We start from the raw sequence: 18675 nt of genomic DNA, 5'->3' as shown, positions 1-18675 counted from the left end.
GGGTGATACTGCCTTGTCCTGGATGTGGTGCCAACGGCTGGGATCAGCCGTGTTACCGGGGGTTGCTTCCGGGGGTGTCGCCTGGGGCCACGAGGGCTGCGGAGGCTTACGAGGGCTGCGGAGCCTGCGCGGCAGGAAGCCCGACGTTCACGACCTCGCCGATGACGATGACCGCCGGTGGCTTGACCTCCTCGGCCCGGACGGTCTCGCCGACCGTGGCGAGGGTGGCGTCGACGCGGCGCTGGGCGGCCGTGGTGCCCTCCTGGACCAGGGCGACCGGGGTGTCCGGTGACCTGCCGTGCGCCACGAGGGTCTCGGCGATCCGGCCGATCTTGTCGACGCCCATGAGCACCACCAGGGTGCCGGTCAGCTTCGCCAGGGACGGCCAGTCGACCAGGGAACGCTCGTCGTCGGGCGCGACATGGCCGCTGACGACGGTGAACTCGTGTGCCACGCCACGGTGGGTGACCGGGATGCCGACGGCGCCCGGCACCGAGATGGAGCTGGAGATGCCGGGGACCACGGTGCACGCGATGCCCGCCTCGGCGAGCGCGAGCAGTTCCTCCATGCCGCGGCCGAAGACATACGGGTCGCCGCCCTTGAGCCGGACCACCGCCTTGCCCTGCTTGGCGTGTTCGATCAGCGCGTTGTTGATGGCCTCCTGCGCCATGAACCGGCCGTACGGGATCTTCGCCGCGTCGATCACCTCGACGTGCGGCGGGAGTTCGGCCAGCAGGTCGCGCGGGCCGAGCCGGTCGGCTATGACGACGTCCGCCTCGGCGAGCAGCCGGCGCCCGCGCACGGTGATCAGGTCCGGGTCGCCGGGGCCACCGCCGACGAGGGCGACCCCGGGGGCGCGGGTGCGGTGGTGCCGGGCGACGAGCGTGCCGTCGCGCAGGCCCTCGACCACGGCGTCGCGGATCGCGGCGGTGTGGCGGGGGTCGCGGCCCTTGACGTCCGTGGTGAGGACGGCGATCGTGACTCCCTCGCTGTGCCCGGTGGCCGGGGTCCAGGCCGTGGCCCGGTCGGCGTCGTCGGAGCGGACGCACCAGACGCGGTGGCGTTCGGCCTCGGCGGAGGCGCGGGCGTTGGCCTCACTGTCGCCCGTGGCGATCAGCGCGTACCAGGCGTCCGTGAGGTCGCCCTCGGTGTAGCGGCGCCGCTCCCAGGTGATCTCACCGGCGTCCGCCATCGCTTCCACGGAGGGCGTCGCCTCCGGTGAGATCAGGACGATGACCCCGCCGGCCGCGATGAGGGCGGGCAGCCGGCGCTGGGCGACCTGGCCGCCGCCGAGCACCACGACTCGACGGCCGGTGAGGCGGAGGCCCACGGGGTAAGCGGGGTGTTCGGCCATGAGGCTGCGGCTCCTCGTACAGGCGCGGGCGTGCGAGGGGCGCTACGGCACTGGAGCGGCCCTGACGTGCGGTGTGCGGATGTGGGATCAGCGTACGGCGGGAGTGAGGACGGCGGCGACGAACTGTGGCCGCCGCCGTCCCACCCCTCCGGGGTGCCTGCTACTTCTCGGTGACGCCGGCCGAGTCGAACGTCGCCACCTCGTGCATGGCGCGCGCGGTGCTCTGCACCATCGGCAGGGCGAGCAGTGCGCCCGTGCCCTCACCTAGGCGCAGGTCCAGGTCGATCAGCGGGCGCAGGCCCAGCTTGTTGAGTGCGGCCACATGGCCGGGCTCGGCGCTGCGGTGTCCCGCGATGCAAGCGGCCAGCACCTCGGGGGCGATGGCACGGGCCACCAGGGCCGCGGCCCCGGCGCTGACGCCGTCCAGGATCACCGGCGTACGCAGTGACGCGCCACCGAGGAGCAGCCCCACCATGGCCGCATGCTCGAACCCTCCGACGGCGGCGAGGACGCCGATGGGGTCGGCAGGGTCCGGCTGGTGCAGTTCGAGGGCGCGGCGCACGACGTCGGTCTTGCGGACCAGGGTCTCGTCGTTGATGCCGGTGCCCCGGCCGGTGACCTCGCCCGGGTCCACACCGGTGAAGACGGAGATCAGGGCGGCGGACGCGGTGGTGTTCGCGATGCCCATCTCACCGGTGAGCAGCGCCTTGTTGCCGGCGGCGACCAGGTCGCGGGCGGTCTCGATGCCGACCTCGATGGCCTGCTTGACCTCCTCGCGGGTCATCGCGGGGCCTGCGGTCATGTCGGAGGTGCCGGCGCGGACCTTGCGCGGCAGCAGTCCCGGGGTGGCCGGGAGGTCGGAGGCCACACCGACGTCGACCACGCAGACCTCGGCGCCCACCTGGGTGGCGAAGGCGTTGCAGACCGCTCCGCCGCCGAGGAAGTTGGCCACCATCTGGGCGGTGACCTCCTGCGGCCACGGGGTGACGCCCTGGGCGTGAACACCGTGGTCGCCCGCGAAGACCGCGACGGCCGCGGGCTCCGGAATGGGCGGCGGGCACTGGCGGGACAGTCCGGACAGCTGCGCGGAGATGATCTCCAGCATGCCGAGCGCGCCGGCCGGTTTGGTCATCCGCTTCTGCCGCTCCCAGGCCTCGCCGAGCGCCTTGGCGTCCAGCGGGCGGATCTGCGCGACGGTCTCGGCAAGCAGGTCGTGCGGCTCCTCACCGGGCAGCACCCGCCTGCCGTACGTCTCCTCGTGCACGACCCACGACAGCGGGCGACGCTTGGACCAGCCGGCCTGCGTCAGCTCGGGCTCGTCCGGGAACTCGTCGACGTAGCCCACGCACAGGTAGGCGACCACCTCGAGGTGCTCGGGCAGGCCCAGCGCGCGAACCATCTCGCGCTCGTCGAAGAAGCTGACCCAGCCGACCCCGAGGCCCTCGGCGCGCGCGGCGAGCCACAGGTTCTGGACCGCCAGGGCAGAGGAGTACGGCGCCATCTGCGGCTGGGTGTGCCGGCCCAGGGTGTGCCGGCCGCCGCGGGTCGGGTCGGCGGTGACGACGATGTTCACCGGGGTGTCGAGGATGGCCTCGATCTTCAGTTCCTTGAACTGCTTCGCCCGGCCCTTGGGCAGGGACTTGGCGTAGGCCTCGCGCTGGCGCTCGGCCAGTTCGTGCATGCTGCGCCGGGTCTCGGCGGAGCGGATGACCACGAAGTCCCAGGGCTGCGAGTGGCCCACGGAAGGCGCGGTGTGGGCGGCCTCCAGGACGCGGAGCAGGACCTCGTGCGGGATGGGGTCGTCGCGGAACCCGTTGCGGATGTCCCGGCGCTCCCGCATGACCTTCCGCACGGCCTCGCGCTCGGCGTCGTCGTAGCCGGGGGCGGCGGGGCCGGCGGCCGGCGCGGCGTGCACCGCTTTGGCGCCCTGGGTGTCGAGGTCGTCGGGGTTCTGGGCGAGGACGGGCTGGGCCGGTTCGGGCTGGGCCGGTTCGGGCTGGGCCGGTTCGGGCGGAGTCGGCCCGGCCTGGACCGGCTCGGTCTCCGTGGGCGGGTGCTCCCCCGGAGCGTTCCCTGCGAGGCCCTGCTCGGCCGACGGTTCGGTGGCCGGTTCCGGGGCGGGAGCGACGGGGACGGCGCCGGTGTCGGCCGGGCGAGGCAAGGGGACCGGACCTGCGGCCTCCGGCACGGGCTGTTCCCCGGTGGGGAGGGTCAGCGGCTGCGGCGGGGTCGGCGCGAGATGCGGGGTGGTCGGCACGGCTCCCTCGACGGGGACGAACCCTCCCAGGGTCTGGTCCGGCCGCGCCTCCAGGGGAACGCTGCCGGGGAGCGGCGTGGCGGTGCCGGCGGGAGCGGTCGGATCGGCAGCGGGAGCCTCGGGGTCCGAGGGGGCCGGGGAATCGGCAGGCGGCGCCCATGCCTCCTGGACGGGCGGGGCGAAGGGGGCGGCCGGCGTCTGCTGGGGGCCCTGGACCGGGTGCGCGGCCGGGACGTACTGGCCGTCCGGCCCCTCGGCTACGGGCGCGGCTGCCGCCGCCTGCTGAAGCACCGGCTCGGCTGCCGCGACAGGGGTGAGCTCCGTGTCGGGGGCGAGCGCTGCTTCGGGGGCTGATACGACGGGCTCCGGTGCTTCGGCATGCTCGGGTGTCCGAGGGGCTGCGGCTTCGGGAGCCTGCGCCTCGTCGACGGGCGCGGCCGGTTCGGCGGGTACGGGGGCGGACGCCTCGGCGTCGCCGTCGTTCCGGGCGGCGGTGGCGATTGCCTGCGGGTCTGCCGGGCCGGTGAACGGTCCCTGGGGTTCGTGGGCCACGGCGAAGGTGTCCTCGGTTCCATCGGCGGCGGTGCCGCCCTCCGGTGCCCGGGCGGCCACGGCCTCCTGGACCGGAGAGTCCGGCGCCATGGCGACGACGGGGACGGCGGACGCTTCGGGCACCTGCACCTGCACCTCGGCAGCCGGTTCCGGTACGGGCTCGGCGCCCTGACCCGCATCCGAGCCCCCGTCCGGGACGAGGGACGGTACCGCGTCCACTGCGGGACCGACTTCGTACCCGGGGCTCTCGGGCAGCCCGGCGATCACACCGGTCACCGAACCCGAACCCGATTCCGCACCCGCACCCGCACCCGCACCCGCACCCGCACCCGCACCAGACCCGGTCGCATCGGTCGTCGGTACGGAAGGGCCCTCGGAGCCCTGGGGCCCCTCAAGGCCGCCCGGACCCGGCGCGGGAACGGCGTCCGCGACCGGCGCGCCCGTGGCGCTCTGCCAGTCCGCCTCGGCCGCGGCAGCCTGCGGCGCGTCCTGCTGCTGACCGGCGCCCGTCTCCGTCGCGACGCGTGCGACCAGCGCCTGGGCGGCGCCCATGGACCGCTGGGGCGGAACAGCCGTTTCCGCTGGGGCGGTCGTACCCGCCGCGGCATGGGCACCCCAGGGCTGCGCCCTCTGCGGGACCGCCTCTCGGGCGCGCGGCACGTCGAGGTACTCGGGGCCGGCGGCCGGCGGGCCGACCTGGCGCGCCGGCACGTCGGCGGGGCCGCGGTCGGCAAGGGAGCGGACCGGGCCGGCGGTGGTGCTGGGAATGGGCGGGCCGAGGTGCAGCGGGCGACGCGGCGTGACCGGTGCCTGCGACTCGTGCGTGACCGCGGGACCGGGCGCCTGCGGCTGCCCCGGTTCGGGCAGGCGGACACCGCCGAGGTCGACCGAGCCGGTGTCCCGGCCGCCCGTCTCGTGGGGCCCCGGCTCGTGCACGGTCTCGACGACCGGCTCCGGCGCGGGCGGGGCGACCTCGTTGCCCCAGGCGCCCTGGGCACCGGGCAGCAACAGGTCTTCGTCCTCGGCAGAACTCTCGGAGAGGTAGGTGTACGAGTCGGGCGCGGAGACGCCCGGCTGCTCCACCATGCCTGCGTTCTCCGGCTGTCCCTCGCCCGGGACCCGGCCGGTGTCGGTCATGCGTACCCCTCGCCCATCGGTTAGTGCTCCTACGACCAACTCACCCGGAACGGCGCACCCGACCGCCCCACACTAAGAACGAGCGTGCGTCCCCAGCGGCACGAACGGCCTGCCCTAAAAGGCGACAAAGCCATTCACAGGCATTGTCGCTGCCGTACGACCGCCGCGTCAGCTTGATCCGCGACGGTTCCGCTGTGGACTGCGCCACGTTGCGCGTCCTTAGGGTTGTGCCGTACCACACACGCTTCGGAACGGGCGTGTTTTCGGGACATTGGCCGACGAGTCGGCGGGCGTCCGAGTTGCGGTACAACGATCGGCCAGCCTACCGCGCGCAATACGACAACCCGATCGCGGGGACGGCATCGGAACAGGGCGGCACGCTCAGGCGGTACGCGTCGGCAGTACGCCGCTGAGCAGGAATGCGACGCTCCGCTCGGTCTCCGTCCAGGCCCTGGTGTCGAGTTCGACGGACTGCAGGAGGGCGCACTCGACCTGGTAGCCGTGCTCGGTCAGTTCCCGGCCGATCCGTTCGGCCGCGTCGCGGGTGGCGGCGTGCGTGACGATGCGCTGCGGGCGGCGGTCGGCCACCGCCAGGACCACGGCCGCTCCCCCGCCGCCGACCCGGACGACGTCCGGTTCCGGGAGGTCCTCCAGCGCCTGCGGGGCGGTGCCGTGCACGATCTGGAGCTGGACGCCGTGACGGCGGGCGGTGGACTCGGTGTGCGCGCAGGCTCGCGGGTCGCTGTCGACGGCGATGACCGCGGCGCCGGCCCGTGCCGCCTCGATGGCGAAGGCACCGCTCCCGCAGCCGATGTCCCACACGAGGTCGCCGAGCCTCGGTCCGAGCCGGGCGAGCTGGGAGACGCGCAACAGTTCCCGTTCGCCCTCGCCGAGGTCGCCGCCGTAGGCGTCGGCCGGCAGCGTCCAGCCGCGCGGGCCGGCGGCGGGGTCGCGTCCGGCGATCCAGCCGCCGGAGGCGGTGATGGCGGCCTGGCCGCCGATGACGATGACGACGTTCGGGTCGCGCCAGGTGTGGTCGGCGGCCTTGTCGGAGGTGACGACGCTGACCTGCTCGCGCGCGGTGCCGAGTTCCTCGCAGATGACGAAGGTGCGGTGGACGCCCTCCATGAGCAGGCCCAGTTCGGCCGGGCCGGCGCCGGGAGACGTAAGAACCGCCACTTTGGTGTGGGCCCGGCATACGTTCACCGCGCGTCGCAGGGTTCGGGGATGTGCGACCACCACGTGTGCGTCGTCCCAGGGCATGCCGGCGCGGGCGAAGGCGGCGGCAACGGAGGAGACCGCGGGGACGACCTCGACCTCGAGGCCGAACTCAGGTGCGCGCAGGGACCGTACGACGCCGAAGAAGCCCGGGTCTCCGTCGGCGAGGACCACCGCCGTGCCGCGGTGGCCGGCGATCCGGCGGGCGGCCAGGGCGGCACTGCCGAGCCGGATGCGCTCGGCGCCGGCGGGTACCTCGGGAAGCTCCAGGTGGTGCGCGGCGCCCGCCACCAGGGTGGCGGCGCCCAGTGCGGCGCGGGCCGCTGCGGTCAGCGGCGAACCGTCCCAGCCGATCACCGTGACCCGGTCGGCCATCGTTGTCAGTCTCCTGGTGTGCGCGGGGCGTCTTGGGGGTGCGGGGCGTGGTCGGCCGCTCCGCCCGCGGGCGGGCGGGCTTGGTGAGAGTACCCGGTACGGCCATGAACCGGGGTGATCCGCCACCGGCCACCCGTCCGGGAGGGTTCCGGAAAGGGCTCAGCTCCAGTCCGTGAAGGCGGTGAACTGTCCGGTGTCGGCCAGCTGTTCGGCCGAGCCCTCGAGGTCCTCCGGCAGCAGGCTCCACACGATGAAGTCGGTGCGTACGTCCGTCCAGACGCCGTCGTCGCCGCGGACGTGGGCTATACAGGCGTTGCGCAGGACGCCCTCGCTGATGCAGCCGATCTTCTGGGCGACCTGCTGCGAGGCGGTGTTGTCGGCGGCGGTGCGCAGCTCGACGCGTTCCAGCTTCTGGTCACCGAAGAGCCACTGGGCCGTGGCCATGGCGGCCTCGGAGGCGTAGCCCTCGCCGCGCGCCCAGGGGGCGACGATGTACGACAGTTCGGTGGACCGGACGTGCCAGTTGGTCTTGGTGAGCCGGATGACGCCCACCAGGCGCTGGGTGAGGAACTCGGTGACGGCGAGGTCCAGTCCGCGTCCGGCCGCACGTTCGGCGGGGGCGTACTCGGTGATCCAGGTGCGGGCGGCCTGCTCGGTGAAGGGCCGGGGGGCGTCGGTCCAGGCGGCGATCTGCTCGTCGTTCATCATCTCGGTCAGAGGGGGGACGTCGTCCGCGTCGAGGGGACGCAGCACCAACCGCTCCGTGCTGATGGAGATGTTGGGGAAGGTGCTGCTCGTCATGCGCCGCTCCGTAACCTTCGTGACCGTCGGACACCGCTGAACTGCCCAGCATGCAGCATGAAAGCTCCGGACCGCACCACGGGGTCCACTCCGTGTACCGGAGTGGACCCCGAGAGTGCCGAACGGGTGCCGGGCGCGGCGCGGACGGCTGTGTGCCCCCTCGTGCGCCCGGCCGTGTGCCCTGTGCCGGTGGTGCGTGTCGCCCGGATCGGACGGCGGATCAGAAGGCGGCGACGACCGAGCCGGCGTACTTGTCGTCGATGAACTTCTTGACCTCGTCGGAGGTGAGGAGCTCGGCGAGCTTCTTCACGCGCGGGTCGTCCTCGTTGCCCTCCTTGACGGCGAGGAAGTTGGCGTGCGGGTTGCCCTCGGCGGACTCGAGGACGAGGGCGTCCTCGGCCGGCTTGAGGTCGGCACCGATGGCGTAGTTGCCGTTGACGACCGCGGCGTCGACGTCGGCCAGGGCGCGCGGCGTCTGGGCCGCCTCCAGCTCCTTGAACTTGAGCTTCTTCGGGTTCCCTGTGACGTCCGAGGGGGTCGCCTCGAAGCCGACGCCGTCCTTGATCGTGATGATCTTGTTGGCGGCGAGCAGCTGCAGTGCGCGTCCCTCGTTGATGGTGTCGTTGGGGATGGCGATGGTCGCGCCGCTCTTCAGCTCGTCGGCCGCCTTGACCTTCTCGGAGTAGAGGCCGAGCGGCTCCAGGTGCACGTCGCCGGCGGGCACGATGTGGGTGCCGTTCTTCTTGTTGAAGTCGTCGAGGTACGCCTGGGTCTGGAAGTAGTTGGCGTCCACCGAGCCGTCCTCCGTGGAGGTGTTCGGCGTGACGTAGTCGGTGACTTCCTTGACCTCCAGGTCGAGCCCGGCCTTCTCGGCCAGGTTGTCCTTGACGAAGTTGAGGATCTCGGCGTGCGGCACGGGGCTCGCGGCGACGGTCAGCGGGCCGGAGGCGTCGGACCCGGACTCCTCCTCCGAGCCGCAGGCGGTGAGGCCGAGGGTGAGAGCTCCGGCGGCGAGGACGGCGGTGGTGATCTTGATGGTGTTACGCACGAAAAGTGCCTTTCCTTCAGGGTGGTGCGGCCCCGACTCGGGGTGGTACGGGGCTTTCGGGAAGTGGGGATCAGGGGGTGCGCGAAGGCTGAGGACGGGGCCTGGGCTACCCGGCCTTGCCGGCGTCGGCCGTCGCGGTCGTCGTCGCCGGCTCCTTGGCCTTGAGCAGCCGCAGCCTCGGCCCGGAGCCCTGGCGTCCGCCCCGGTGGTGCAGGGAGCGGGCGGCGTAGTCGCCGGCGAACTGGATGAGGGAGATGACCACGGCGAGGACCGCCACGGTGATCCACATCAGTCCGGTCTCGAAGCGCTGGTAGCCGTAGCGGACGGCGAGGTCGCCGAGTCCGCCGCCGCCCACGGTGCCGGCCATCGCCGAGTAGCCGATGAGGGCGACGATCGTGGTGGTGGTGCTGGCGATCAGCGAGGGCAGCGCCTCGGGCACGAGGACCCGGCGGACGATCGTCCAGGTGTTGCCGCCCATGGCCTGCACGGCCTCGACGAGCCCGTGGTCCACTTCGCGTACGGCCGTCTCGACGAGCCGGGCGAAGAAGGGGATGCCGCCGATGGCGAGCGGCACGATCGCGGCCTCGCTGCCGATGGTCGTCCCGGTGATCCAGCGGGTGAAGCTCATCAGGGCGACCATGAGGATGATGAACGGCATCGAGCGGCCGACGTTCACGATCTGCCCGATGACCTTGTTCACCGGGCTGTTCTGCAGCAGTCCGCCCTTGTCGGTGAGAACCAGCAGGACGCCGATCGGGAGGCCGAGGGCGACGCTGATCAGGGTCGACCAGCCGACCATGATCAGCGTCTCCCCGCACGCCTGTTCCAGCAGCGGCTGCATCTGGGACCAGGTCACTTGGCCTCCTCCTTCACGAGCACCGACGGCGCCCGGTCCGCCTGCTGTTCCTGCTGTGTCTGCTGGGCCGATTCCGTCTGCTCTACGGTCTCGATGTGCAGCCCCTGCTCGCGCAGGAAGCCGATCGGTACGACGTTGTCCTCGTAGCGGCCCGGGAGTTCGATGCGCATCCTGCCCACCTGGAGGCCGCCGACGGTGTCGATGGCGGCGCCGAGGATCGAGATGTCGATGTTGTAGGTGCGGGCCAGCTGGGAGATGACCGGCTGGGTCGCGCTCTCGCCCTGGAAGGTGATGTCCAGGACGGTGCGGTTGTCGCCCGAGGCCTGGCCGGCGACCGGGAACAGCGCGGAGGCCAGTTCGGAGCCGGGGGTGGCCAGCAGCTCGGTGACGGTGCCGGACTCGACGATGCGGCCGTTCTCCATCAGCGCGGCCGAGTCACAGATCGACTTCACGACGTCCATCTCGTGCGTGATGAGCAGGACGGTCAGGCCGAGCTGGCGGTTGAGGTCGCGCAGCAGCGCCAGGATGGAGCGGGTGGTCTCCGGGTCGAGGGCGCTGGTGGCCTCGTCGGACAGCAGCACCTTGGGGTCGCCGGCCAGTGCGCGGGCGATGCCGACGCGCTGCTTCTGGCCGCCGGAGAGCTGGGCGGGGTAGGCCTTGGCCTTCTCGGCGAGGCCGACCAGGTCGAGCAGTTCCAGCGCCTTGCGGGAACGCTCCTTCCCCGACCGGCCGAGGATCTCCAGCGGCAGTTCGACGTTGTCCTGCACGGTGCGCGAGGAGAGCAGGTTGAAGTGCTGGAAGACCATGCCGATGCGGCTGCGCGCCTGCCGCAGTTCCCGGCCGGCCCGCGGACCACGCCCGGCCAGGGCGGTGAGGTCCTGGCCGGCGACGGTCACGGTGCCCGAGGTGGGGCGCTCCAGCAGGTTGACGCAGCGAATGAGCGAGGACTTGCCGGCGCCGGACTGGCCGATGACGCCGTAGACCTCGCCTTCGCGGACGTGCAGGTCGACGCCGTCCAGGGCGGTGACCTCGCGTCCGCGTGAGCGGTAGACCTTGGTGAGGCCCGAGGTGGTGATCACGTGGGTAACCGTCACTTTCGAGTGCGCGGCACGTCAGGGGAGCCGGGCACGAGGCATTGAGGGGCGAAGCTCAGGGGCCGGGAGCGGCCGGGATCCGGCACGGCCTCTCGCGAACGGTCCGAAAGGAACTGCGGAAAGACGTGCATGGGGGCGTGGTTCGGTCGCGCATGCGCGACGCGGAGAACACGCGTGCGCGGGCATGAACCGGCTCTCGCTTCGGGGCGCGAGGCTCAGATGTTGCGGGGGCCCTCTAGAAGGCGCACATTCGGAGCGGACACATACACCCGGCACCGGGCGGTACATGCGCCTCGGTCGCAGGGATGCGGTCGCTCGTCATGGTCATGCGTGCAGTAAAGCAGATGTTCACTCATGACCGAACACGGCTGTCCATATTCCGGACAGCCGTGGACACCCGTGATCGCACGTCAGGAGTGTGCGGAGATCTCCATTCCGGCGTCCGTGACCAGTACGGACAGGGCCGACAGGTCCCCGACCACGAGATCGGCGGTCAGTTCGTGGGCCTGGTGGGTTGTGGCCAAAGCCACGGTGGTCATCCCGGCCGCCCGGCCCGCCTGGAGACCGGCGGGGGCGTCCTCGAAGACGACGCAGTGGGCGGGGTCGACGCCGAGGGCGCGGGCGGCGAGCAGATAGGGCTCGGGGTCGGGCTTGCCCCGGGTGATGTCGTCGGCGGCGACCAGGGTCTTGGGCAGGATGCCGGCGGCTGCGAGGCGGGCCTCGGCCAACCGCCGGGTCGCGGAGGTGACGACGGCCCAGCGGTCGGCCGGCAGCGCGCCGAGGAGGTCCAGGGTGCCCGGCAGCGGGATCGCACCGCCGTTCGGCACGTCCTCCACCTCCAGGTCCTCGATCCGTGCGACGGCCTCGGGCACGACATGGGCGGGCAGCAGGTCGGCGGCTATCTCGACGGCCGGGCGGCCGTGCAGTTCGATCCGCCCGAACTCCTCGGCCGTGATCCCGTACTCGACGGCCCACCGGGTCCAGCAGCGCTGCACGGATTCGAGGGAGGAGACGAGAGTGCCGTCGTTGTCGAACAGGAGGGCCTGTGCATGGATGGTCATGCCATCGACCCTACGGGGCCCGGTCCACGGCTGGGCCCGTGCCCGGCCCCACCGCGCACGGGCGCGGTGGGGCCGGGCACGGTGTGACCATTACGACGTAATAAGGTCGCTGCCATGCTTGATGCCCTGACGCTGACGACCGGCGTCGCCGCGCTGCTGCTCGCCGCCTGGTGCGGCTGGGCCGCCTACCGCGACCAGCCGACGAAGGACTGGCACTTCATCGGCATGGCCGTGGTCACCCTGCTGACACTGGTTCAGCTGGTGGTCGGCATCGTGTGGCTGGCCCGGGGCGAGGAGCCGGCGCAGGGGACGGTCATCTTCGTGGCGTACCTGCTGGGCTCGTTCGCGTGCGTTCCGGCGGCGGGCTTCATGTCGCTGGCCGAGCGCACCCGGTGGGGCTCGGTCACGGTGGCCGCGAGCGGTGTCGTGCTGGCCGTGCTCGAGGTGCGGCTCCATGACATCTGGAAGGGCTGAGATGACCGCGAGGGAACAGGAACAGGAACCGGAGCAGAAGCCGGGCGGGACCCGGCTGATCGGCGGGCCCGGACTGCTGCTGGTGTGGCTGTACGGGGTGATGGTCGTCGGCGCCGTGTCGCGTTCCGCGTACCAGATCGCCACCGAGTTCGACCGGGCGCCGCTCGCCTACTCGCTCTCGGCGATCGCCGGAGTGGTCTACGGCTTCATCACGTACACCCTGGTCCGCGGCGGGGAGACGGCCCGCAGGGCGGCGCTGGCGTGCTGCGCGGCCGAACTGGTGGGCGTCCTGACGGTCGGCACCTGGACCCTGGTGGATCCGTCCGCCTTCCCCGACGCGACCGTGTGGTCGGACTACGGGATGGGTTACCTGTTCATCCCCGTACTGCTGCCCCTCACCGCCCTGTACTGGCTGCGCAAGGCCCGCACGGCGTAACGGGCGGACGCCGGCGGGCCGCGCCCCCGCCGGGCGGCGGCCCCGTCGTCCGCCCGGCTCCCTCTCCGTCAGGCGGTGGCCGCGTACGAATCCGTCGTCTTCTCCAGGACGATCATCGGTACGCCGTCCGCGCCCCGGGACGTCCCGACCCGCTGGTAGCCGACCTTGCTGTACAGCTGGAGGTTGCTCTCGCTGCGGTGACCGGCCTGGAGACGGAACATCCTGGCGCCCCGCTCGTCGGCGAGGGCGGACTCGGCGGCGCGCAGCAACCGGGCCCCGATGCCGTGTCCCTGGAGGCGGGGATGGACACAGAGCTTGCCGATGGCCGCGGCGGCGTCCTCGGTGCTCCTGCCGTGCACCGAGCCGACGATCTCGTCGCCGAGCCGGGCGACGAAGACCAGGTCGGTACTGACCTCCTCGCGGACCGAGTCCAGACTCTGGACGAGCGGAGCGATGCGGTAGTTGCCGTACAGTGCCGCCTCGCTCTGGAAGCACAGATACTGCAACCTGAAGATCTGCTCGGCGTCCTGCTCCGTCGCCGCAGAGATGGTCACGCTCATGCCCATGTGCGCACGCCTCCCGCTCACCTGATCACCTGTGGTCCCTCACTCCTATCCCCAGCCTCACCCGGACGCAACCTCCGGCGCGAGTAAACGACGCAGACATCCAAGACATCTGGAGCGTTCCGGACCCAGGCTGCCTTGTGAGATACCCAACTCCCCTGCGATTTCCCGGTATGTCGGATCGTGCGGGGACAACAGCGCCTCCAACAGCCGGGGACAGCGGCCGGGCAGCCGGCGCACCGCGTCCCGCAGGGCTCGGCGGCGGGCGGCGTCGAGGGCGAGGAGTTCGGGGGCACCCTCGCCGGTGCCGGGGGTGTCGACGGGGTCACCGGCCCACGGCGTCTCGTGCCGGGCGGTGCGGCGGGTGCGGCGGGCCTCGGTCCGGACGGTCCGGCGGAGCCAGTCCGGAGGGTCGCGCGGCGGGTCGTGCGCGTCGAGGCGTTCCAGGAGGAGCAGCCAGACCGCCTGTTCCAGGTCGGCGGGTTCGGCGCCGGACGCGTACGCCTCGGCGGAGGCCTCCGCGGTGAGCAGCGGACGGAGGGCGGTGACCAGGTCGTGCGTCATGTGCGTAACGACGCCGGCCGCCCCGGGCGGGGTTGCCGGGGCGGCCGGAAATCACCCCGGCCGGGGCAGGACGGCTCAGCCGTTGACGAAGTCCTCGCGGGCCAGCAGACCGGTGTCCGGGTGGTCGGTGAAGACGCCGTCGATGCCGGTGGCGAAGTAGGCCCGGAAGGCGCCGAAGGCGTCGCCGTAGGCGTCGGGGTCGCTGCCCTTGCGGAAGTCCGCGGGCAGGAAGGGGTTCTCGTTGCGCATCGTGTAGGGGTGCAGGATCAGTCCGGCCCGGTGCGCGTCACGGACGAGGGTGGTGGGCTGGGTGAGGTTTCCGGCCGCGTCCTTGGGGATGACCAGGTCCAGGGTGGGGCCGATGCCCTGCGCGTAGGAGGCGATCTCCTTGAGGCCCTTCGGCGTGACGAGGTCGGCCACCTTGCGCGGGTCGCCGTTCTCCACGAAGTCCCAGGGGCGGCTGTCAGCGCCGGAGAGCAGCACGGCGAGCGGGTTGCCGACGAGCCGGCTCATCCGCTGGATGCTGGTGGGCTCGAAGGACTGGACGATGACGGGCGAGTTCTTCTTGTCCTTGCCGTGCCCCCGCAGCAGCCGGGCGAGGAGTTCCTCGGTGCCCAGGCCCAGCTTGCGGAAGTAGGTGGGGTGCTTGAGTTCGGGGTAGATCCAGACCTGCTTGCCGCGCTTGCGGGTCTGCTCGTTCTGCCAGCGGAGCACCTCTTCGAAGGTGGGGATCTGCCAGCGGCCGTCGTAGAGGGTGTTGTGCGGGCGGTTGGCCGGAATGCGTTCGACGGCGCGGAGCCGCTTGAGTTCGGCGAGGGTGAAGTCCTCGGTGAACCAGCCGGTGACGGAGACACCGTCGAGCAGCTTCGTACGCTCGCGGTCGGCGAACTCGGGGTGGTCCGCGACGTCCGTGGTGCCGCCGATCTCCGGCTCGTGCCGGCAGACGAGGTGGCCGTCCCTGGTGGGCACCAGGTCGCCGGCCTCCACGATGTCGGCGCCCAGGTCGAGGGCCAGGTCGTAGGCGCCGAAGGTGTGCTCGGGCCGGTATCCGCTGGCGCCCCGGTGGCCGATGACCGTCGGAACGGGCAGTCCCTTCAGCCCTCGTCCGCCGCCGTGCCGGGCTTCCCCGGGCCGGGCCTCGGCGGCTCTCGCCGTGCCGCCCAGTCCGAGGACCGTACCGCCCGCGCCGAGCACCGCCGCGCCGAGGAGCGCGCGCCGTCCGGTCCCGCCGGTCGCCGTTTCGTCCGTCCGCTCGCCCGACTCCTGCGTTCCCATGGGGACCCTCCTGCCGTTGACCATCAGTGCGGGGCGATCGTAGGGGCGCGTACATGACGAATGGGAGACCGCGGCCGGAACACGCGGGTGATACGGGGATACGGGATGCCGCACGGGTCGGCCGCAACCCGAACGGGCGTATGAGGCACGGTGCCTGACATGCCGTCGGGTTCAGGGCGCCGCACCGGGGTACCCGTCCGGTTCGGAGGATCGGCGGCGCGCCTCCCGCGGACCGCGGGTCGCGCGTGGTTCCATCCGGGCCGTGCCCGAACTCCTGACCGACGGCGGTCGTACCCCGACCGGCGGCGGTCGTACCCCGACCGGCGGCGCCGACCCTCCCGGACGCGACATGCCTCACATCCCGGCGCGCGCGTTACGGCCGCGCGACACCGTGTCACCGCAGGTGGACATGCGTAGACACCGTGCAATACCCGGGTGAACCCGACGTGCGGCGCCCCCTCGACCGCGAGTAATGTCCTCACCTGCACAGACTCATACCGCATTCCCGACACCGGAGGACCCGTTGTCCCGCTTCGCGCTCATCAAGGCAGTGCTCGGCCCGGTCATGCGCCTGATGTTCCGCCCCCGGGTGGAGGGCCTGGAGCACATCCCGGGGGACGGTCCGGTGATCCTGGCGGGCAACCATCTCACCTTCATCGACTCGGTGGTCCTGCCGGTGGTCTGTGACCGTCAGGTCTTCTTCATCGGCAAGGACGAGTACGTCAGCGGCAAGGGGCTCAAGGGCCGGCTGATGGCCTGGTTCTTCACCGGCGTGGGCATGATCCCGGTCGACCGCGACGGCGGCCGGGGCGGGGTCGCGGCGCTGATGACGGGCCGTCGGGTGCTGGAGGAGGGCAGGGTCTTCGGCATCTACCCGGAGGGCACCCGCTCCCCCGACGGCCGTCTCTACCGGGGCCGCACCGGTATCGCGCGGCTCACTCTGATGACGGGCGCGCCCGTCGTCCCGTTCGCCGTGATCGGCACCGACAAGCTCCAGCCGGGCGGCGCGGGCCTGCCCCGGCCGGGCAGGGTCACGGTCCGCTTCGGCGAGGCGATGGAGTTCTCCCGCTACGAGGGCATGGACCGCGACCGCTACATCCTGCGGGCCGTGACCGACTCGGTGATGACGGAGGTCATGCGCCTGTCCGGACAGGAGTACGTGGACATGTACGCCAGCAAGGCAAAGGCGGCCTGACGTCCGGCGCCCCGAAACCTCCGGGGCGGGCGCCTCGGCATCACGAGCGCCCGGCCCCGGAGGTTTCGTCGGTCCGCGTGTTTCCCTCGGTTCCGTCCTCCGGGCGCCGGCCGCACCCCGGGGACCGGGCTGCGCCGGCGGCGGCCGGCAGGGGGTGAACGACAGTCCCCATTTCTTTCTGTGGATATCCAGTTTCATCAGTGAATATCCTGATGATGTGAAGCTCTCCGAGTGGGCAGCATGCAACGGTGTGCACTACCAGACCGCGTGGACTTGGGCGAAAGAGGGCCGTATGCCGGTCCCGGTCGTCCAGACGCCGTCGGGTACATGGCTCGTGACCGAGCCCGCCCCGCAGGCTGCGGGACGGGTCGTGGCGTACTGCCGTGTTTCGTCCGGTGACCAGAAAGCGGACCTGGAGCGCCAGGTCGCCCGGACGGTGCAAGGCGCAACGGACCGGGGGCTCGCCGTCGCTGACGTGGTGACGGAGGTCGGCTCCGGCTTGAACGGGCGCCGCCGCAAGCTGCACCGACTGCTCGCCGACCCGGGTGTGGGGACGATCGTGGTCGAGCACCGAGACCGCCTCGCCCGGTTCGGCGTTGAGCACCTGGAGGCCGCTTTCTCGGCCACGGGGCGGCGCCTCGTTGTCCTCGACCCGGCAGAAACCGCCGACGACCTCGTACGGGACATCACCGAGGTCCTGACCTCGATGTGCGCCCGTCTGTACGGCCGGCGCTCCGCGAAGAATCGAGCCGCCCGGGCCGTCGCCGTCGCCACCGGCCCGGAGGCGGCCGGATGAAGCAGTTCAAGCCGCGACCGGGCTTCACCGTCCTCGCGCACAAGCTCGCGCTGGACCCGAACGCCACGGCCAACCGTCACCTGCACTCGCACGGAGGTGCCGCGCGTGCCGCCTACAACTGGGCCGTCGCGTACATCACCGCCGTGTGGTGGCAGCGGAAGGCCGAGCAGTCGTACGGCATTGCCGAGGACCAGCTCACCGAGTGGCGGTCGTGGTCGCTGCCCTCGCTGCGGAGGGCGTTCAACGAGGACAAGCGCACCAACCCGCGCTTCGCCCGCTGGTGGGGGGAGAACTCCAAGGAGGCGTACAACACCGGCCTGGCCGACGCGGCGGCGGCGTTCGACAACTATGCGAAGTCCAAGGGCGGCAGGCGCAAGGGCCGTGCGATGGGCGTCCCCCGCTTCAAGTCGAAGCGGAAAGCACACCTGACCTGCCGGTTCACCACCGGCACGATCCGTATCGAGCCTGACGGACGCCATGTCACCCTGCCCAGGATCGGCCGCGTCCGCCTCCACGAGGACGCCTCCCGCCTGCGGGCCCTCCTCGACGCCGGGCACATGCGGATCCTGTCCGCGACCGCGCGTCTTGACCGGGGCCGCTGGTTCGTGTCGTTCCAGGTGGAGGAGAGGCACCAGCTGGTGAAGGTCGCCCGCCCAAACGCGGCGGTCGGTATCGACCTCGGTATCAAGACGCTGGCCGTCCTCGTGGACAGTGGCGGTGTCCTTGGCGAGGAACCCAACCCACGCCACCTCGAGCGCGCACAGAAGCAGCTGCGCCGCGCCAGCCGTGTGGTCTCCCGTCGGCAGGGTCCCGACCGGCGCACCGGGCAGCAGGCGTCGAAGCGCTGGGAGGAGGCCGACCAGGCACGAAACAAGATCCACCACCGGGTCGCGAACCTCCGCGAGGACACTCTCCACAAGATGACGACCCGTCTTGCCCGCGAGTACGGCACGATCGTCATCGAAGACCTCAACGTTGCCGGCATGGGCCGCAACCGGCGCCTGTCCCGCCGCGTCGCGGATGCGGCGTTCGGTGAGATCCGACGCCAGCTCGCCTACAAGACCCGCCGGCGCGGCACGCGGCTTGTCGTCGCCGACCGCTGGTACCCCTCCTCGAAGACCTGCTCCCGCTGTGGTGTGGTGAAAGCCAAGCTGCCCCTCGGCATGCGCGTCTTCGTGTGCGAAAACTGCGGACTGGTCATTGACCGGGACGCCAATGCCGGACATAACCTGGCCGCCCTCGCGGCCCGCACCACAGGTACCGGAGTGGCCGGAGACCTGGACCTCGTCAAGGCGAAGTCGAAGCCCCGTGGAGCCGACCGGAAGACCCGCAGCACCCGACCGCGCCGCAAGGCCGGGGCGGGGCGGGGCGGGCAGGTGGCGCAATCCCCGGCCCCCGGGCCAGAGCGGAAACGGGAGACCGTCAACAGGACACCGGCGCGCAACTCGTGCTCTGGTGAGACCGTTACGGACCATTTCGATGGAAACGCCGGGATTGCCGAGATCGCTTGATGATCAAAGCAACGGTACGGGCTCCTCAGTGCCAGGCCAGCCGTGCGCGCCGCTCCCAGTACGCGTGCGGGTCCTCGGGCAGCGCGGCGAGCCGGGCGAGCTGGCCGT

16 protein-coding genes are annotated in these 18675 nt (G+C 71.8%); 5 read left to right on the top strand and 11 right to left on the bottom strand.

The window, feature by feature from the left end:
• Positions 1-106: 106 nt before the first annotated feature.
• The 8 genes from cobA to ACFP2V_RS04635 form a co-directional block, all read right to left on the bottom strand.
• Positions 107-1354, bottom strand: a complete 1248-nt coding sequence (gene cobA, locus ACFP2V_RS04670) for a uroporphyrinogen-III C-methyltransferase (protein WP_381205802.1) — start codon at positions 1352-1354, stop codon at positions 107-109.
• Between the two features lie 160 nt (positions 1355-1514).
• Entirely contained in the window at positions 1515-5300 is a 3786-nt protein-coding gene (gene cobT / locus ACFP2V_RS04665; protein ID WP_381205800.1) for a nicotinate-nucleotide--dimethylbenzimidazole phosphoribosyltransferase, read from the bottom strand.
• 381 nt (positions 5301-5681) lie between these two features.
• The gene (cbiE, locus tag ACFP2V_RS04660) at positions 5682-6893 is read right to left on the bottom strand and encodes a precorrin-6y C5,15-methyltransferase (decarboxylating) subunit CbiE (RefSeq protein WP_381205797.1); all 1212 of its coding nucleotides are present in this window, start codon (positions 6891-6893) and stop codon (positions 5682-5684) included.
• A 159-nt stretch (positions 6894-7052) separates the two neighbouring features.
• Positions 7053-7694, bottom strand: a complete 642-nt coding sequence (locus tag ACFP2V_RS04655) for a GNAT family N-acetyltransferase (protein ID WP_381205794.1) — start codon at positions 7692-7694, stop codon at positions 7053-7055.
• 220 nt (positions 7695-7914) lie between these two features.
• Positions 7915-8742 carry a MetQ/NlpA family ABC transporter substrate-binding protein gene (locus ACFP2V_RS04650; protein WP_381205791.1) on the bottom strand — a complete coding sequence of 276 codons (828 nt, stop codon included), beginning with the start codon at positions 8740-8742 and terminating at the stop codon, positions 7915-7917.
• A 106-nt stretch (positions 8743-8848) separates the two neighbouring features.
• Positions 8849-9598, bottom strand: coding sequence for a methionine ABC transporter permease (locus ACFP2V_RS04645; RefSeq protein WP_381205788.1), 750 nt, complete (start codon positions 9596-9598; stop codon positions 8849-8851).
• Positions 9595-10677, bottom strand: a complete 1083-nt coding sequence (locus ACFP2V_RS04640; protein ID WP_381205785.1) for a methionine ABC transporter ATP-binding protein — start codon at positions 10675-10677, stop codon at positions 9595-9597. The genes ACFP2V_RS04645 and ACFP2V_RS04640 overlap by 4 nt, the downstream gene beginning before the upstream one ends.
• 425 nt (positions 10678-11102) lie before the next feature.
• Positions 11103-11753: an HAD family hydrolase gene (locus ACFP2V_RS04635; RefSeq protein WP_381205782.1), complete on the bottom strand. Its 651-nt coding sequence runs from the start codon at positions 11751-11753 to the stop codon at positions 11103-11105.
• Positions 11754-11867: 114 nt separating this feature from the next.
• On the opposite strand from ACFP2V_RS04635, the gene ACFP2V_RS04630 reads away from it, so the two are divergent.
• Both ACFP2V_RS04630 and ACFP2V_RS04625 read left to right on the top strand, forming a co-directional pair.
• Positions 11868-12227, top strand: a complete 360-nt coding sequence (locus ACFP2V_RS04630; RefSeq protein WP_381205779.1) for a hypothetical protein — start codon at positions 11868-11870, stop codon at positions 12225-12227.
• A gap of 1 nt (position 12228) precedes the next feature.
• Positions 12229-12663: a hypothetical protein gene (locus tag ACFP2V_RS04625; RefSeq protein ID WP_381205776.1), complete on the top strand. Its 435-nt coding sequence runs from the start codon at positions 12229-12231 to the stop codon at positions 12661-12663.
• A 68-nt stretch (positions 12664-12731) separates the two neighbouring features.
• On the opposite strand, the gene ACFP2V_RS04620 is transcribed toward ACFP2V_RS04625, so the two are convergent.
• The 3 genes from ACFP2V_RS04620 to ACFP2V_RS04610 all read right to left on the bottom strand — a co-directional run bounded on the left by ACFP2V_RS04620 (position 12732) and on the right by ACFP2V_RS04610 (position 15065).
• On the bottom strand, positions 12732-13229 hold the full coding sequence (locus ACFP2V_RS04620; protein ID WP_381205911.1) for a GNAT family N-acetyltransferase: 498 nt from the start codon (positions 13227-13229) through the stop codon (positions 12732-12734).
• Positions 13230-13286: 57 nt separating this feature from the next.
• Positions 13287-13790, bottom strand: a complete 504-nt coding sequence (locus tag ACFP2V_RS04615; protein ID WP_381205774.1) for a sigma-70 family RNA polymerase sigma factor — start codon at positions 13788-13790, stop codon at positions 13287-13289.
• A 75-nt stretch (positions 13791-13865) separates the two neighbouring features.
• Positions 13866-15065 (bottom strand): glycerophosphodiester phosphodiesterase, encoded by a 1200-nt coding sequence (locus ACFP2V_RS04610; RefSeq protein ID WP_381205772.1) that lies wholly within the window; start codon positions 15063-15065, stop codon positions 13866-13868.
• Between the two features lie 523 nt (positions 15066-15588).
• Between ACFP2V_RS04610 and ACFP2V_RS04605 the strand changes: the two genes are divergently transcribed.
• The 3 genes from ACFP2V_RS04605 to tnpB all read left to right on the top strand — a co-directional run bounded on the left by ACFP2V_RS04605 (position 15589) and on the right by tnpB (position 18567).
• On the top strand, positions 15589-16260 hold the full coding sequence (locus ACFP2V_RS04605; protein WP_381205769.1) for a lysophospholipid acyltransferase family protein: 672 nt from the start codon (positions 15589-15591) through the stop codon (positions 16258-16260).
• Positions 16261-16477: 217 nt separating this feature from the next.
• The gene (locus ACFP2V_RS04600) at positions 16478-17056 is read left to right on the top strand and encodes an IS607 family transposase (RefSeq protein WP_381205766.1); all 579 of its coding nucleotides are present in this window, start codon (positions 16478-16480) and stop codon (positions 17054-17056) included.
• Positions 17053-18567 (top strand): IS607 family element RNA-guided endonuclease TnpB, encoded by a 1515-nt coding sequence (gene tnpB / locus ACFP2V_RS04595; protein ID WP_381205763.1) that lies wholly within the window; start codon positions 17053-17055, stop codon positions 18565-18567. The genes ACFP2V_RS04600 and tnpB overlap by 4 nt, the downstream gene beginning before the upstream one ends.
• Positions 18568-18675: the final 108 nt, after the last annotated feature.

The sequence above is a fragment of the Streptomyces incanus genome (genome assembly GCF_042656345.1).
Taxonomy (GTDB): Bacteria; Actinomycetota; Actinomycetes; order Streptomycetales; family Streptomycetaceae; genus Streptomyces; species Streptomyces incanus.
This window is presented reverse-complemented; position numbering and strand designations above follow the sequence as displayed.